The organism is Caldivirga sp. MU80, assembly GCF_001663375.1.
GTDB lineage: Archaea > Thermoproteota > Thermoprotei > Thermoproteales > Thermocladiaceae > Caldivirga.
Window position 1 is genome coordinate 1 of record NZ_LCTF01000045.1, and the last position, 15,286, is coordinate 15,286.

The 15,286-nt window shown below is 46.6% G+C and carries 19 protein-coding genes and 2 pseudogenes; 14 read left to right on the forward strand and 7 right to left on the reverse strand.

The features are described from left to right. The 4 genes and pseudogenes from AAX04_RS10640 to AAX04_RS10655 form a co-directional block, all read right to left on the reverse strand. Nucleotides 1–761: pseudogene (locus tag AAX04_RS10640) on the reverse strand (hypothetical protein); the annotation flags it as partial. After that, nucleotides 727–1,221: a hypothetical protein gene (locus AAX04_RS10645; protein ID WP_238377865.1), complete on the reverse strand. Its 495-nt coding sequence runs from the start codon at nt 1,219–1,221 to the stop codon at nt 727–729. The pseudogene AAX04_RS10640 and the gene AAX04_RS10645, both read right to left, overlap by 35 nt. Nucleotides 1,222–1,230: 9 nt before the next feature. Further along, nucleotides 1,231–1,707, reverse strand: coding sequence for an archaellin/type IV pilin N-terminal domain-containing protein (locus AAX04_RS10650; protein WP_238377866.1), 477 nt, complete (start codon nt 1,705–1,707; stop codon nt 1,231–1,233). A 152-nt stretch (nt 1,708–1,859) separates the two neighbouring features. Beyond that, nucleotides 1,860–2,774, reverse strand: a complete 915-nt coding sequence (locus AAX04_RS10655) for a hypothetical protein (RefSeq protein ID WP_066798102.1) — start codon at nt 2,772–2,774, stop codon at nt 1,860–1,862. A gap of 67 nt (nt 2,775–2,841) precedes the next feature. Here AAX04_RS10655 and AAX04_RS10660 point away from each other — a divergent pair, with 67 nt between their 5' ends. The 5 genes from AAX04_RS10660 (at nt 2,842) to AAX04_RS10680 (ending at nt 6,789) form a co-directional block, all read left to right on the forward strand. Further along, complete coding sequence (locus AAX04_RS10660; RefSeq protein ID WP_066798104.1) at nt 2,842–4,308, forward strand: type II/IV secretion system ATPase subunit; 1,467 nt, start codon at nt 2,842–2,844, stop codon at nt 4,306–4,308. After that, the gene (locus AAX04_RS10665) at nt 4,305–5,132 is read left to right on the forward strand and encodes a type II secretion system F family protein (protein WP_066798106.1); all 828 of its coding nucleotides are present in this window, start codon (nt 4,305–4,307) and stop codon (nt 5,130–5,132) included. Before AAX04_RS10660 ends, AAX04_RS10665 begins: the two co-directional genes overlap by 4 nt. Nucleotides 5,133–5,288: 156 nt before the next feature. Then, a complete protein-coding gene (locus tag AAX04_RS10670) occupies nt 5,289–5,612 on the forward strand; it encodes an AbrB/MazE/SpoVT family DNA-binding domain-containing protein (RefSeq protein ID WP_066798107.1) in 324 nt (107 codons plus the stop codon). A gap of 49 nt (nt 5,613–5,661) precedes the next feature. Next, the gene (locus AAX04_RS10675) at nt 5,662–5,871 is read left to right on the forward strand and encodes a hypothetical protein (protein WP_066798110.1); all 210 of its coding nucleotides are present in this window, start codon (nt 5,662–5,664) and stop codon (nt 5,869–5,871) included. Between the two features lie 132 nt (nt 5,872–6,003). Further along, the gene (locus tag AAX04_RS10680; protein WP_066798112.1) at nt 6,004–6,789 is read left to right on the forward strand and encodes a helix-turn-helix domain-containing protein; all 786 of its coding nucleotides are present in this window, start codon (nt 6,004–6,006) and stop codon (nt 6,787–6,789) included. Here AAX04_RS10680 and AAX04_RS10685 read toward each other — a convergent pair. Continuing rightward, nucleotides 6,764–7,246, reverse strand: a complete 483-nt coding sequence (locus tag AAX04_RS10685) for a hypothetical protein (protein ID WP_066798114.1) — start codon at nt 7,244–7,246, stop codon at nt 6,764–6,766. The two genes, AAX04_RS10680 and AAX04_RS10685, sit on opposite strands and share 26 nt — an antisense overlap. 55 nt (nt 7,247–7,301) lie before the next feature. On the opposite strand from AAX04_RS10685, the gene AAX04_RS10690 reads away from it, so the two are divergent. From AAX04_RS10690 to sucD, 3 genes are all read left to right on the forward strand, one after another. Next, a complete protein-coding gene (locus tag AAX04_RS10690; RefSeq protein WP_238377867.1) occupies nt 7,302–7,538 on the forward strand; it encodes a hypothetical protein in 237 nt (78 codons plus the stop codon). Between the two features lie 285 nt (nt 7,539–7,823). Then, complete coding sequence (gene sucC / locus AAX04_RS10695; protein WP_066798116.1) at nt 7,824–8,957, forward strand: ADP-forming succinate--CoA ligase subunit beta; 1,134 nt, start codon at nt 7,824–7,826, stop codon at nt 8,955–8,957. A gap of 6 nt (nt 8,958–8,963) precedes the next feature. Then, complete coding sequence (gene sucD, locus AAX04_RS10700; RefSeq protein ID WP_066798117.1) at nt 8,964–9,842, forward strand: succinate--CoA ligase subunit alpha; 879 nt, start codon at nt 8,964–8,966, stop codon at nt 9,840–9,842. Nucleotides 9,843–9,876: 34 nt separating this feature from the next. On the opposite strand, the gene AAX04_RS10705 is transcribed toward sucD, so the two are convergent. Together AAX04_RS10705 and AAX04_RS10710 are read right to left on the reverse strand one after the other, a co-directional pair. Beyond that, entirely contained in the window at nt 9,877–10,467 is a 591-nt protein-coding gene (locus AAX04_RS10705; protein ID WP_066798118.1) for a helix-turn-helix domain-containing protein, read from the reverse strand. 62 nt (nt 10,468–10,529) lie between these two features. Then, a complete protein-coding gene (locus AAX04_RS10710) occupies nt 10,530–11,108 on the reverse strand; it encodes an NADH-quinone oxidoreductase subunit I (protein ID WP_066798119.1) in 579 nt (192 codons plus the stop codon). Nucleotides 11,109–11,248: 140 nt separating this feature from the next. Between AAX04_RS10710 and AAX04_RS10715 the strand changes: the two genes are divergently transcribed. The 6 genes and pseudogenes from AAX04_RS10715 to AAX04_RS10740 form a co-directional block, all read left to right on the forward strand. Continuing rightward, nucleotides 11,249–11,506, forward strand: a complete 258-nt coding sequence (locus AAX04_RS10715; protein WP_066798122.1) for a hypothetical protein — start codon at nt 11,249–11,251, stop codon at nt 11,504–11,506. Nucleotides 11,507–11,556: 50 nt separating this feature from the next. Beyond that, nucleotides 11,557–11,865 (forward strand): hypothetical protein, encoded by a 309-nt coding sequence (locus AAX04_RS10720; protein ID WP_066798123.1) that lies wholly within the window; start codon nt 11,557–11,559, stop codon nt 11,863–11,865. Nucleotides 11,866–11,880: 15 nt separating this feature from the next. Next, nucleotides 11,881–12,690, forward strand: coding sequence for a hypothetical protein (locus AAX04_RS10725; RefSeq protein WP_066798125.1), 810 nt, complete (start codon nt 11,881–11,883; stop codon nt 12,688–12,690). Continuing rightward, nucleotides 12,687–13,406: a hypothetical protein gene (locus AAX04_RS10730; RefSeq protein ID WP_066798127.1), complete on the forward strand. Its 720-nt coding sequence runs from the start codon at nt 12,687–12,689 to the stop codon at nt 13,404–13,406. Before AAX04_RS10725 ends, AAX04_RS10730 begins: the two co-directional genes overlap by 4 nt. Then, complete coding sequence (locus AAX04_RS10735; RefSeq protein WP_066798129.1) at nt 13,393–14,952, forward strand: hypothetical protein; 1,560 nt, start codon at nt 13,393–13,395, stop codon at nt 14,950–14,952. The genes AAX04_RS10730 and AAX04_RS10735 overlap by 14 nt, the downstream gene beginning before the upstream one ends. Before the next feature lie 120 nt (nt 14,953–15,072). After that, a pseudogene (locus tag AAX04_RS10740) lies at nt 15,073–15,286 on the forward strand (hypothetical protein); the annotation flags it as partial.

Here is a 15,286-nt window from a genome sequence, read left to right on the forward strand (position 1 = left end):
CTAAAATAATTACACTGAGGTGGCACTGGTACGGTTTGTGCAGACAGTATTCCTTGTGCAGGATTGATAATTGGAATTGCTTCATTAATGATACCATTTACGAGGAGTGTGTAGGTTCCGCTAGGTACATTGGTGAATGCGTAGGAGCCGGTTGGTGGCACTACGTGGCTCCTGTAGGGTTGGTTGTTCACGAGCAATGTGGCGTTAACCCAACCCGTTGAGTTATTCACCACAATCACTGCGTAGTTTCCAGTGCTGTTTAGTACTGCGTAGGCGATTACATGCCCCATGTAAAGTGTTATGCTCGGTACTAAACCATCGCTCCCCGGTAGGTATATGGTAATGCTGGAGGCGACCCTACTTAACTGGGCATCATTCTTTAATTCAGGGGGTATTCCAACGTTTACTGACCCATCACTACCTACACTATAGGTGCACTCACTGACTACGCTCACCGTGGCATTCCTGAACACGCATACGGCATTGGGACCAGTAATTACGGTGGTGCCGCTCACCGAAACAGTGGCTATGCACGAGTACCCACTACAGGTGAAGTTTTTGAGTCCTGTTTTGAGACTTGTCTTGGTGCTTTCCAGCTCTACTATTTCCTGCTTTTGCTCCATCATGTACTTGGTGAAGCCGCTCATTACTGTGTACATTATGGTTAGGGCTATGACAAGTATCACGATTATGATGACCATCACGTACAACTCCCCAATACCCCTCCTAACCAAGGCGCCCCTCCGCAATGAATCCATCACAGGAGACCACCCTAACCTCGTAATTATAATACGGTATATTGAGGCCCGTGTAATTGAGGATTTCAACCTGTCCTGGATTAAGTATTGTAATTGGGCTTGTGACGCAGTTGCTTGAGACCTTGATTGGGTATATGGCTGACCCATTTAGCAGGAAAACCCCAGATATTGGGCAGGCCACCCCACCGTAATTATACAATACAATGCTTAGGGACGTTATGGTGGAGCCCGAGGTGTTGGCAACAACACTCATGACCTCAAACTCGCAGTGCTTATTGAGTGTGTTAATGAGTGCATTACTTAGCTCGCTTATGTAGCTGTGGAAGTAACCGAAGATTAGTAGGCTTAATGCCACGGATATGGCGAGGAGTATTGTTGCGCCAACAACCTCACTAATGCCAAAATAATTGGGAGAAGAAAAGGAAAAGTTATTTTGATTTTTATGAAACCCTTTAATACTCATAGTATCGACCTATGACGAAGCAACAACACTAACAGCGTACTGAGTACCTTCAGCAGTTACGAACTTCACCAGGTACGATGTGCCTGGGACAATCACACAACTTATTGGTCCTGATGGTGTAAGTTCATTTATATTTGAGACTGAACTTGTTATTGGGGCGGTCTGACCTGGCGGTATCATCGTTTCAGGTATTGTTACGTTGCATACGGTTGTTGAATTCAGTATATATACATCAGTTATTGTTATTGTTGTTGAACCAGTGTTTTGTATGTATGCGTTAAGTCCATTTGTTGCCGAGAGACTCACCGCTACTACCTGGAATTCCTCTGGTGATGACATTGAGGATACCCTGCCGGTGGTTGCTGTGAGGTACCCGCTGAACCACATGTACAGTAGTACTGCCGCGACCACCGTGATTACTATCAACAGTATTGCAGCAACTATTGGCTCAATCCCCCTTTTTGCATTCCTATTCCTGCTCACCATACATGATACCGAGTGCTTGCATCTTAATAAACTTTCAATTTAGCTTTTTACACGGAATACCCTCCAGAAATACTCTTTTTACGTATGTAGTACCAAGGTGAGTAATAATATTATTTGGTGATTACCCAGCCACCAATTACAAGCAAAAAGTCTCAATGTAGGTAGAGGGTTAGGTATAGTATGTAATTTACTGCGGTCAATACAATCATTAGTATTGATGCATGGAGCATCCCAACCGAGGCTTTGCCGTAGGTTACCCTACCAATGATTGCCCCAGCAATTAGGGACTGTATTATTATGCTGAGCCCTAGCAGGGTGGCGAATAATTGCGTGGGTATTGTGGTGATGCTCACGGTCGGTGCTGGGACGCCACTAACGGTACTTAGGGACATGCGGGCTATCTGCGGTAGTAGGAAGTAGGCTATTATTGATGCAAGCACCACATAGAGTATCATTATTACGTAGATCAGTGCAACGTAGGGCTTCAATGAGACATTTCTCTCGTAAGTGTAGGATAGGTAGGAGTCAAATGATCTATACGCCATGTCGAGAACCTCGACCTCCCTAGTGCCCCTCCTAAGTACCGTGTCGAGTATTATTGCAAGTGAGGCGAGGTTCTCATTACCTATACGCCCAGCCTCCTTAAGTACGTAATCCCTAATCGTGGACTCACCACTCATCTGTGCGGCAACGGCCCTGCTCAGTATTTCGCCAACCCTTCCCTTACCAACCCTCCTCACAAGCCCCGTTATTTCATTAAGTGTTAGCCCCGAACTCAAGCCATCCCTAATAACCCTTATTACCGAGGGTAGCTCTGTATCGACATCCGTGTTTACCCTCCAGACCCTGTACCTAGGTATTGCTGTGATTAATAATTCAGCGGCAATGAGCATGGCTAGTGTGGACCCGTACTCAATATTACTCACTATGGGTATCGTTATTGTTGATTTACCGAATTGAAAGGTAATTGGCGCCTTTGGTGAAACGATGAATATTGTGGCTATTGTGGCTAGGATGAGCGTTATGGATACCGCATCTATTAATCGCTGCCTCTGTACCTCGCGCATCGTTGTTTCTTTGAGAATAATATATAAAATGGTTTAAATTCCTAATCATTATATTGAGGACCTGGTTATGAGTGGTGACAATGCCATTAATGTTATTGATGAGTACGAGTTAGCTGGTGGGTTGATAGCCGTCATAATATATAGGGAGCCAGGGAGTGGTCTCTATGTATATAGGGTCGTTGAACCACCAATCACAGACAAGCTCTCAAGCGCAATCGCCAGGGTCAGGGAGTACCTGCTAAATAGCAAATTACTGATTGATAATACCGAATTAACTGACAATAAGGTTAGGGAGGCCGTGAAGTCAATTACGGAGAAGTTGAGACTTAACCTTAGTGATGAGGAGTTTGAGGCTTTGATGTACTACGTAACTCGTGACTCCGTTGGTTACGGTAAGATAAACCCACTGCTCTGGGATGGGCTTATTGAGGACATAAACATAAACGGCCCAGGCAAGCCCGTCTATGTTTGGCATAGTAGGTATGAGAATTTGCGAACGAACATAGTCCTCAATGAGGGGGAGCTCGATAGTTTAATAATTAAGGTCTCCCAACGCGCTGGCAAGAACATAAGCTCGGCCCAACCAATCCTAGAGGGGTTGTTGCCTGAGGGGGTTAGGGCGGAGGTTTCGTTAAAGGAGGTTGCTCCCAATGGCCCAATATTAACTATTAGGAAGTTCAGGTCTGTGCCATTCACAATAGTTGACTTAGTTAGTGAAGGGGTATCGTCTGCGGAAATAATCGCCTTCCTATGGTTCCTCCTTGAGCATGGGGTCAGCATGATAATAATTGGGCCAACGGGTGCTGGCAAGACGACGCTACTGAATGCATTGCTTTTTATGATAAGGCCTGAGAGTAGGGTTGTGACTGTTGAGGATACTAGGGAAATCAATATACCCCATGAGCAGTGGGTACCGCTGGTCACGAGGGAGTCGAGCACGCCTGAGGTAGCCAATGTGGGCATGTATGACCTGGTTAAGTTATCAATGAGGATTAGGCCTGACTACCTAGTAATTGGGGAGTTGAGGGGTGAGGAGGCCTACGTCTTCTTCCAGGCCATGGCCAGTGGGCATGTTGGTTTAACTACAATACACGCGGGCTCGATAGACGCTGCCGTTAGGAGGTTAATCTCGAAACCCATGAGCGTGCCTAGGGCGTTGTTGCCTGTGGCGAGTATCTTCATTGAGGTGGGTAGGGTTAGGCTTGGTAATGCCATAGTTAGGCGGGTGCTCAATGTTGTGGAGTTGCTCGAGGTTAGGGGTGACAAGCCAATAACGAACCCGGTATACGTTTGGGACAGGACATCACAGAGGTTTATTAAGGTTGGCGGGAGTAAGGTAGTTGCTGACCTGGTTAGTATGGGTAGGGTCACCGAGGAGGAGGTAGCCAGGGAGTTGGAGCGTAGGAGGAGGTTGATTGAGGCGATGGCCCAGTATGGTTTCAAGAGCCCTGAGGCTGTTTTCAGGGTTACAAGGAACTACTACGTAGATCCTGAGGGTACGTACCGCAGGGTGCTTGGTGGTGAGTTACCTTGAGGAATCCATTGAGTTCATACCTACTTTGGGTGAGCAATTATGTTGATAGGTTGTATAGGTTGAGTGGTTACACGTTAAATGCTGATGTGTTCAGGTTCGTGATTGCCTATATACCGTTAATAGAGGTGCCGCTGGTAATATTGGCTGTGTTCATGAAGTTCGTAGTTATTAGAAATGTTTTACTGATTATAGTGCTCGTACTCATCATTGATTATGTGGCGGTCCTTCTGTACGCATTGGTTAGGGTCAAGACCAGGGCTGGGCATTTCGATAGGGGCATCATTACAACCCTATTGACGGCGATACCCCTACTCGCGAGCAATGCGACTTTAATGGACGTAATAAACACACTGGCCCTTGTGGAGAGGGATCCCGAGATAGCTAGGGAGTTCAGGATAATACTTAGGGATGTTAGGGAGGGTGGGTTAGACGTGGTTTCGGCGATAAGGAGGAGTGTTGAGAGGGTTCCGTCCCAGGTCTATGTCGACATAATGGGGCTTCTGGTCGAGTCCTACAGGGTATCCAGTAATGTGGCTGATGTGTTGTTCCTAAAACTCGATTACCTAATTAGGAATAGGTTCAATAAGCTGAGGTCGACAACCCAGACCCTAAGCTTCCTACTGGAGATATACCTAGTCATGGCTCTTCTCCTACCCATATTGCTCGTCCTAATGGCAATAACGCTATCTCCACTGGGACCAATATACCTAGGCCCATTGCAGTTAGAGCCAACATTGATACTGGTGATAACGCTATTGATCTATGCACCAGTCATGGGCTACGTATCCTACATACTCATAGACTCAACAATGAGCTCAATTTAGTTATAAGGTTATTTGGAATATTTATTTGAATATTTTTCAATAATAATTTGGACTAGAGTTGGGCTTTTAGTTTAATTTTGCATGATTATTAATTATAAATCATTGAAAAATTACTAAGTAATATTTTTAAGTGGGATTGAATACAATTAGTAATTGATGGCGAGGCCCATAAATGTAACAGGTCTTCCGTACAGGGCGAAAATTTACATAAACAACCAAGTCCTCCTGCCGGCAAGCCTGGTCAGGACCCTCGGTATTGAGGGTACTAAGTATGTTGATGTGGTTATTAAATACGGTGACAATGTTATTGAATTGAGGGGTGTTCAATTACTGAGGACTAGGCACACGGTGAGTAGGCAATTCACAATACCGAGGGAGGTGAGGGAGGAGTACGGAATAAGACCACTAGATGAGGTGGAGATACTAGAGGTCAAACCAAGAAGTGCCAGGGAGGTAATTAGGGAGTTTAGGCTGGCGTGATTTGTTAGGGATAGAAAGTTTTTTAAAACTCAAAATTAATGGGGCGTTGATGTATCGACATCAGTGCACTGGTGAATTGAGGGGCTTGGTGGAGTACGGCTTGGGGTTAATTGCGAGGGCTAGGTTAGGCGGGGTCGAGTTAAATGAAGTATTGGATGGCCTATGGGAAGTACTAATAAACATAGACTACGCACTACAACAGGCAGAGAAGGTGCACAAAAACACGGGGCGCAATTGTCCCGTAACGCTTGAGAATTGAAAATTAAACCAAGCAAAGATTAACCGTAGAAATTTCTATTCTCTAACATTATTGATCACGATAAAATTGGGCAATGATGGCAACCTTCAGAGAGGAACTTTTTAATAATTTGATTACGCTGGATTGGTAGGTATGTTGATACCATTGTTGGTGTGGGTTTTGACGATATTTAGCAATGGAACACCCACAATGAGCATGAGCACCACATTAACAGGTGGTTTCGTAAACCTCACCCTACCTGCTACACCGCAATCCTACATATTACTCTACATCAATGGTACACCAAAGCCTTACATACCATATAGTACTTATATAATAATACCCGTGTTTGGGACTGCTAACGTGACAATTATGTACATACCCAAGGTGTACGTAGTAGATGGTTTCATTGGGATTAACATTACCACGGATGACGTAGTGAAGGTCATAATACCTAATGACGCCCTTATATATAATATTACGCTTTCGATAATGAATATGTCGATGGTCAATAAGGAACTTGTCTTATTAACGCGGGGACCAGGCGCAATATTGTACACAGTAATGACGAAGCCGGCAACAAGTGCTGTGACTGGTAAGCCGAGCCCGCCCAGCCCATATCAAGGGCTATCTTTGGCCATGGTGATAATACTCATTACAGCGGTGGTCTTATCAATAATGGTGCTCCTTTTTAGGAGGAGGGGTGGGCATGGTGGCTCGGGCATTACCTACGGACTTAGTGATTATGAGTTATCAATAATTAGGTACATAGAGTCAAGGGGTGGTTCGGCGTTTGAGGGAGATATATCGAGGGATTTGGGGATCCCTAGAACAACGGTGTGGAGGATAGTGAAGAGGCTTGAGGGTCTCGGTATCGTTGAGGTCAGGAAGGTTGAGGGTAAGAACCTAGTTATCATAAGGAGGAAACCAATGGCTTAAGCATATCCACCAATTCAAGGAAGGATTTAATAATATCCCTCAATAGTGGGTGTGCACTGGTTGCCGTATTCAGTACGCTCATAGTGCCATTAACCCATGAGTAATCGCCCTTAAGTATTGCCGCAACCGCCGCAATTAATGATTGGGTGAGCTTTGAGGTATCATTGTTTATGAGGGCGTCATTTAATGATGAGGCTATATCAATCATAAACTCCACCTTCCTAAGTGCGTTTAGGAGCCCGAGATCCAGGCAATATAGGGCATGCAGAATTGAAGCCCTTCTAAGCCTATCCTCGCTGATCTCCTCATTCTCTGAAACTACGTGTGTGAACTCGCTGTGAATTATATCGGCAGCCGATAATATATAATCGCTATTGCCCGATTTATAGGCAGTGATGAGCGCCATCAATACGTCACTTAGCTTCAAATCCCTAATTAGGTCATTTAGTGATGGCATTACTACATTAACGTAAGGGTGGATTTAAATTTAAGTTAATCACACTAAACACATCGTGGGAATTGAGGGTCTTGAGGAACTGATAAGGAGGGCAGTTATTAAGTATATGGACGTGAAAAAGCATGGTGGTAAGGTATTTGTTATTTGGAATAACGAGGTTAAAGAATTTACGGACATTGCTAGTGCACGTAAAAATGCCCTATCCATGCCCGGCATTACGATAATAATCCAGGTGCCCACTAAGGACGAGGCCGATGAAGCCTTCACCAGGTTCCTTAGGGTTATGAGCTGATAAAACGAGCGACAAGCCTTGTTGTGGTTGTTTTGGTTTGGGTCTTCGTTCTTGCTTGGTTATTGGTCATTGGGTAGATTGGGGTACTCAAGGCTTTGGGCATGTCCGATTCGTTTTACAAGGCTTGATAGTACCAATGATTGGCGCGCTCCCAAATGCCCAAACGGCGCTACATGAACAGAAACCATAAACCCAAGAAGCCAATAAAGGCAAGGAAACCCAAAAAGAAGGAGGTCAGTTAAATAATGTAAATGCTTAAATGCAGAGCCTCTCTAACGTATTAACGTGAGACTTCTTGAGTATAAGGGTAAGGAGTTGTTGAATAGGTATGGCGTCAAAATACCCAGGGGCGCCATAGTAACGCGTGTTGAGGACATAAACATACTAAGTACGCTAAAATTCCCACTATTTGCAAAGTCCCAGGTGCCCTTTGCAGGTAGGGCTAAGATGGGGCTTGTTAGGAGGGTTGATACCCTAAAGGATGCCGAGAATGCGGCGAGGGATTACCTGGGAAGGGTGATACAGGATTACCCAATAAGGAAGGTCCTCTTTGAGGAGGGTGTTAATGTGGCTAAGGAGTTGTATGTATCAATAACACTCGATAGGGAGAATAGGGGCTACCTAATGCTCGCATCAACAGAGGGCGGTGTAGATATTGAGGAGGTCGCGAGAAAAAGCCCTGAGAAGATAATTAGGCTTTATATTGATGATTACGAGGGACTCAGGGACTACATGATAAGGGGTGTCGCCCAGAAGCTCGGTTTAGAAGGTTCTGCGGCTCGGGACTTCGTGACAGTTGCCAAGGCAATGTATAGGGTGTTCACGGAGTACGACGCCGAACTTGTCGAGATAAACCCACTCGCACTAACAACAGACGGTCAGTTAGTGGCGCTCGATGTTAAGGTCATGATAGATGATAACTCACTGTACAGGCACCCGGACATTAGTGTGGAGGATAGTGATTACACAATGGAGGAGTTGGAGGCTAGGAAGTATGGTCTGCACTACGTTGAGTTGACGGGCTACGTGGGCATAATGGCTAATGGCGCTGGACTAACTATGGCAACCATGGACCTGGTTAAGGAGTTTGGGCATGAACCAGCGGATTTCCTGGACGTTGGTGGTGGTGCAAGTAAGGACTCTGTTAGGGAGGGATTAAAGATTCTTCTCACCGATGATAGGATAAAGGCAGTGTTGATAAACATATTTGGTGGAATAACAAGGTGTGACGAGGTTGCTAAAGGCGTGGTTGAGGCACTGAATGAGGTTAAAACGAATAAGCCAATATTCATTAGGTTAAAGGGGACTAACGAGGAGGAGGGTAGGAAGATACTGGCTGAGGTAGGGCTTAAAACATATGAAACCGCTGAGGAGGCAATGGACGCGTTATCAAAAACCATAAAGACACTACAGGGGTGATGAGGAATGACTATATTAATTAATGAGAACACAAAGGTTATCGTACAAGGAATAACCGGGCGTGAAGGATCAAGGCACACGCAGTACATGCTTCAGTACGGTACGAAGATTCTGGCTGGCGTAACACCAGGTAAGGGTGGGCAGAATGTGCAGGGTGTACCTGTATTTGACACAGTTGAGGAAGCCCTTAGGAAATTCCCAGACATAAACACATCAATAGTATTCGTACCAGCCCAATTCGCGGCAGACTCCGTCTACGAGGCAATAGACGCAGGGATAAAGTTAATCGTAATCATAACAGAGCACATACCAATACATGACGCACTTAGGTTCGTAAACTACGCAAAGAGGAGGGGTGTAACTATAATAGGACCAAACTGCCCTGGTATCGTTAGCCCACTCAAGTCTAAGGTGGGCATATTACCCAATCATATATACACGAAATCAGGACCCGTGGGTATAGTATCGAGAAGCGGGACCCTAACCTACGAAATATCCTACCACCTAACCCAAGCAGGTATTGGTCAATCAACAGTCGTGGGTATAGGCGGCGATCCAATAATAGGTACGGACATGATCGAAGTGGTTAGGATGTTTGAGGAGGATCCAGAGACTAAGTACATAGTCGTCATTGGAGAGATAGGTGGTACGATGGAGGAGAGGGTAGCCCAATACATAGGCTCTGGTAAGGTTACGAAACCTGTGGTGGCGTATATAGCAGGTAGAACGGCACCACCTGGCAAGAGAATGGGGCATGCAGGAGCGATCGTTAGTATGGGTATGGGATCCTATGAAAGCAAGGTCAAGGCTTTCCAGGAGGTAAACGTGCCTGTTGCGAGGACGCCCACGGAAGTTGTGAAATTAATTAAGAAATTCATGCCATAACCCAGTATTAATATCCATTAATTATTTCAAATTTTCAAACATTATTGATATGCAGGTCTATATAATCATTCAATAACATCTTCACTAGCCCCTCATTTATTATTGCACTAATCAACTCCAAATAGGCATCAGCTGGAGCTGCTGACTTAATCGTAATTCCAAGCGACCTACTAATGCTTTTTATATTCTTCGTGCACTCTTGAAGCAGTGGGCATCTTGGGCATGCCTTAGGTGATTCCTTACCATTAATTATTACAAGACCCGCCTTTTGGTCAACTATGGCACCCTTATCATTCAGGACCTCGAGCACCACATAATCACCCAACTCCCTAACCCTATAGACCAGGAATATCGTCGCTGTGAGGTAGTAACCACCATCCCTCCTAACCAACCAACCACGCTTAATCAAGGCGTTGAGGTACCTAAACACCCTGGTCCTCGGGATATTAGTCCTCCTAGTCAACTCGGTGGGGCTGGCTATGCCGAAGGCGATGAGCTTCAGGAGCTTCGTTTTATCGAGTTGAACACCGAAATCGAAGTTAGCCTCGCTTAGGATTCTAATGCCACCACTAATTACACTGGGGAATCTGGGTATTCGGATACCAACCCTAACCCTAATGCTCATTAATGCGCCAGTAAAAACTAGGGTATTAACAATTAACTAGCCGATTAAGGGCGCATACTCAATTAAGGCTCGGATCCCGCGGTGGTGGTTGATGGCGATTTCTCAATTGTCTTATCAAGCTCCTCTAATCTCTTCGTGATTTCTTCCTTAGGCAGGGCAATCTTTAATAATTTGCCATCCTTAATTTCGTACTTGATAACCCTCTCAGACTCATCATAGACATACTCCGGTATCCTAGACATATCCTCAGGCTTAAACTTAACCTCATCAAAGTCTACGTAGGCAACATCGTGGATGGGGGTTGGTATTAACGCACCCACGGGACATGCATCAACACAGAAGTGACAAAGTATGCACTCCGTATACCTAATGCCCGGGTACCACTTACCATTCGGAGCCCTATACATCTGAATAGCATTCACTGGACACGCCCAGGCACACTGGAAGCAACTGATGCACTTCCTAATATCGAGCAAAATCCAACCCCTAAACCTCTCAGGAACCCACCTAACCTCCCTCGGATACTGAATAGTCAACCTATTCGGCTCGACAACCTCCTTAAAACCAGTGATCAAGGCTTTGGCGTGGTAAACAATATCCTCAGCCAAGGAACCCCTAGGCACCTTAACCTTAATAACCACAAACCATGACCAGGCAAGCCCTAATTAAGCTTTAACCCATGAAGCAAACAGGCAACTCTTTTATAAACACTTAATTAAAGACCATGGACTTCTCATTAAATTGAAAGAAAGGCTTATAAAGGTTTTTTGGAGGGGCAACGATGACGAACAGAACAAGAATAGGCAGGAGGGCACCAATACTACTCCTGGTAGCACTGGCTGTAGTGGCAACCATAGCACTAGCCGACGTAATCTTCGTATACACAGGCACCATAAACGTCCAGCCCATGACAACAGCACCACTGTCATTCAGCACAGGACTGAACGCCGGGCCCACCAACACGGCGGCCGAGCCATACATAAACTTCACTGGAAACAACTACGAAGGCTTCACGGCGACCCTAGTAATAACCACCTAGTAATAACCAACTCCTCGGCTGTTTACTACTACGAGGCTGGCCAATTAACGGTGAACACGGCTGGCTACATATACGTTAGTTCGGTCAACCCAAGCTATACAACAACAACGGCGCCCGTTCAATCAATGACCATAGACATACAGAACACCAGCGGCACAACAATCTGCACATTCCAGGTAATAAGCAGCGGTTCGCCAACCACGACACCGTCAAGCTCATGTTCCCTAGGCACTGGCACCTACTACATAAGCATTAAGGTAGTGCCTAACCTACCTGTAACGAGTTCGTCAACTGAGACAGTGACGGTGAACTTCGGCTATAACGTAATATCTAGTGTCTCAGTGCCCGTGCCAACATAGTGAGGTGACGCCCTTGTGGCAACAAACCCCTTCAAAATCACCCTCCTTATCTCCATCCTCTCCATAGCCATCGCCCTAACCCTCATTTGGGGCACGGCACAAACAGCCCCAAATCTCATTCGCTACTCAACATTAAGTAATGACCCATACATCAAGGTTGAATCAATAAACGTGACGGCGAACGGCGTTTACATAAGGCTCGCAATCATCAATAACGGCGCCTTGGCATTCACGCCAACGGGTGGTTGGGTTGAGGTTGTGGAGACTGGGCAGGTGGTTAATGTTACGATAATTAACGGCACGGTGATCGCCAAACTCCCACTAACGCCCCAGTGGATGGGTCTGGCGAGCGTTGGGGTTAAGGGCATCGTGAGTGGTACTCTCAATGGTAGCAGAGCCTACATAGCCTTCTTCGACGTAGCCCCAATCCACATCATTAACACGATAGGTATCACCAACGTGAGTTATGCCGACTGCGTCTTAAACGTGACGTTGAGTGTGAATACGGTGGTCCCAGTCGTGATTAGGCCCATAATCAACATGAGCCTATTCACAGTATCGACGCCCGGCTACTACGTCTTCGAGACCATAGGCATCGTCAATATCACGGTTTACGCCCCAGCCGGGAGCCACAATGTAACGCTCATGATACGGGTGAGCCCAGTCCTTGGTAGGTACACCTACGTGTACTCCTGCAACTACCTCAGCGGCTTCAGCAAATACACGCTCTGGCTACCTATCGGGGTGACCTACATGTACCCGACGGGCAACATCACTAGTTACACCTTATTAACAAAGACCTTTATAGTGGGTGGTGGGTCATGAGGGTCGAGGCGCTCCTCCAATTCGCACTTGCCATTGCCTTCATAGTGCTTTGGGTATTCATGCCCGCCTGGTCGATTAGTGGTGCGAACTACTCAATAAGCCTCACTCCGTGGGGCTATGTGGTTAGGTTCTTCGGTGAGACCCACGTAATACCACCACCAACGGTTTACGCGATCTGGCTCTTCGCCCTAGATGCCGGTTTATTACCACTCATTTGGCGTAGGAGTAGGTACTCGCTCTACCTAGCCGCCCTCTTCTCCGTACTCTCCCTCTCAATGCTCATGGACACAATACTCTTCCAGCAAAGGTACCTACAGTTCCATGGGTACACAATAGCCCCGACACCCACTGGCTACATATACGTGCTCCTATCAACGAAGCCCGTGCTTGGGTTACCAACCTACATACTCCTAGCCCTAACCATACTCTCGATATTCAACATGGCCACGAGGGCCAGGTGGTTGGGCACTAGGGTGATTGAGGACCCAATAATAGCGATTGAGCGGGTGCTCAAGGTGCTACATATTGAGTACTCCAGGATTGAGCATGGCGTTGAGGTCGAGAGCATCAAGATAGTTAGGCAAGGTGGCTCATTATGGCTCGTTAGGGGCGGTGAGGCTATTGAGGTGGATTTAAAAACAGCCATCGCAGAGACTGTGAAGGTCGGGCTTAAACAGCCAGTAAGTGTAGGGGTGGTTGATTATGGCGAGGACTAGGCGACTCCTTGCCGTGGCCCTCATGCTTATTGCGGTTGCGGGTATTGTATTAGCCGACGTCGTGTTCAATTACAAGGGCCGAGTAAGTATTAAGCCCACTAGCTCGCCAATAACCGTGGTACCTGGGCAATGCCCATGCGGTTGCTCCTCATGGTCGCAAACAACTAGTGGCTTCACGACGACGATAACAGGCTATACGCTTAGCACGACGAGTGGTTACGTATTAACCACACCGCTCGTTGAATTCCACACGGCCACAGGAGGCACATTAACAATGACCCTCACTCCAAGCAAGTACTTGGCTAATGATTACGTGAACGGCACAATGATATACCCAACACCGGGAAGCTTCAGCCTTGGTGTTGGTAATTACCTATTGATACAAAAACTAACCCTAAACATGACTGTGTCAAGTACTTCAATAACACTGAGTGGTCAGTATAACTACACACCAACACCCGGAGTAACGTTCCAGTACTCGTTCAGCGAGACCATAAACCCACCCAGCGCCGACGTAATGAACCTACTCAACGGTTTACAAGCCTTCTACGTACCACACGTGTACCAGGGCGACAATGGAGGTACACCAACAAATCAATGGCCAGTGTATTATGGGCCATCGACAGCGAGCCAGTACTGGAACTACATATCAACCAGCATAAACCAGCCCGTGCTTAAGATGGTTCCCTCAAGTCAATCCTGGTCCTCGGGCGCCATGTTTTGGCAGGAATACTACAGCGGAGGCTCGGTGACAATATCGATGATCGGTACGTACTCTTACAATAACCCATCAGCCTCCGTATACCCGTATGTGGGTGACGGCTACATAATATACCTATTTCTAACTCCAACAATGTGGGGCATAGGCTCCAGTTACAATTACTCAATACCCTACGTAGCCTCCAACATCTATACGAGGGCCATATCTCCAGTGCAGGGTGACGTGATGTTCCCCCAAAGCAGTGGAACCTACATTGTGGTTGAGTGGAATCCACTGTGGCAGTACGCATACAGCACAAGCGGTGCCACTGGGCAGTGGGACGTATGGTTAGTAACTAACCCAAACGGTATCACGGCATATGTTAGTCCATACCCATCGCCAAACCTCGGTTGGCCATACACCGGTTGGGACGGTATTGGCACGGGGTACTTCCAGCCCAGGCCTGGTGACTACATATGCATAACCGTTACCTACAACCCAAGCACAAACACACTCAGCGGCGTGGCCTATGACATGAATACTGGGCAGTCAGCAAGCTTTACACTAAACCTAAACGGTTACTACACACCACCGGGCAGTGGGTCTTACGTGTTTGGGGTTGATGGGACTAACGGTGCTGGGCAGGCCAATTGGGCCATCGTTTACGTGAATTACCTAAACATAGCGGGCATAGGTGCAGGTAATACTCGCTTAGGCACACAGATAGGCATGCAAACCACCACATCCATTAGTTACCTAACTGTAACCGGGAATAGATCATCCATCCATGTGCACATTAGCTGGGTGCAACCATCATCATGGCATTGGTCAAGTCTCATCCTTTAGGATAGGGTTATTTGCTTGAGGTTTTAGTGTGCCGGTTGGTGTTTTGTTTCTTCGCCTCAATAGGGCAGGGGGAGTCATAAGGTTTATAACTCACTGACAATGCATTCAAATGGTGAGTTGGTGAGTTTGGCTGAGGAGATTAAGCGGGTCTTGATGGAGTACCCGGAGATCCTAGTGGAGGTTCTCACGGCTAAGCCGGAGGTAATCTATGAGGTGCTGGCTAAGTTAATGCCCTGGCAGAACCTGGCCACCAAGGACGACTTGAGGAAGCTGGAGGAAAGGATGGCTACGAAGGACGACTTGAAGAAGTTAGAGGAGAAGATGGCGACTAAGG

Bases quoted from the DNA above. Each gene is read 5' to 3' on its own strand.
- AAX04_RS10680 (WP_066798112.1), top strand. From the start codon at position 6,004: ATGTTGATACCATTGTTGGTGTGGGTTTTGACGATATTTAGCAATGGA.
- AAX04_RS10670 (WP_066798107.1), top strand. From the start codon at position 5,289: ATGGCGAGGCCCATAAATGTAACAGGTCTTCCGTACAGGGCGAAAATT.
- AAX04_RS10655 (WP_066798102.1), bottom strand. From the start codon at position 2,774: ATGCGCGAGGTACAGAGGCAGCGATTAATAGATGCGGTATCCATAACG.
- AAX04_RS10660 (WP_066798104.1), top strand. From the start codon at position 2,842: ATGAGTGGTGACAATGCCATTAATGTTATTGATGAGTACGAGTTAGCT.
- AAX04_RS10650 (WP_238377866.1), bottom strand. From the start codon at position 1,707: ATGGTGAGCAGGAATAGGAATGCAAAAAGGGGGATTGAGCCAATAGTT.
- AAX04_RS10735 (WP_066798129.1), top strand. From the start codon at position 13,393: ATGGCGAGGACTAGGCGACTCCTTGCCGTGGCCCTCATGCTTATTGCG.
- AAX04_RS10675 (WP_066798110.1), top strand. From the start codon at position 5,662: ATGTATCGACATCAGTGCACTGGTGAATTGAGGGGCTTGGTGGAGTAC.
- AAX04_RS10730 (WP_066798127.1), top strand. From the start codon at position 12,687: ATGAGGGTCGAGGCGCTCCTCCAATTCGCACTTGCCATTGCCTTCATA.
- AAX04_RS10645 (WP_238377865.1), bottom strand. From the start codon at position 1,221: ATGAGTATTAAAGGGTTTCATAAAAATCAAAATAACTTTTCCTTTTCT.
- AAX04_RS10705 (WP_066798118.1), bottom strand. From the start codon at position 10,467: ATGAGCATTAGGGTTAGGGTTGGTATCCGAATACCCAGATTCCCCAGT.
- sucD (WP_066798117.1), top strand. From the start codon at position 8,964: ATGACTATATTAATTAATGAGAACACAAAGGTTATCGTACAAGGAATA.
- AAX04_RS10715 (WP_066798122.1), top strand. From the start codon at position 11,249: ATGACGAACAGAACAAGAATAGGCAGGAGGGCACCAATACTACTCCTG.
- AAX04_RS10685 (WP_066798114.1), bottom strand. From the start codon at position 7,246: ATGCCATCACTAAATGACCTAATTAGGGATTTGAAGCTAAGTGACGTA.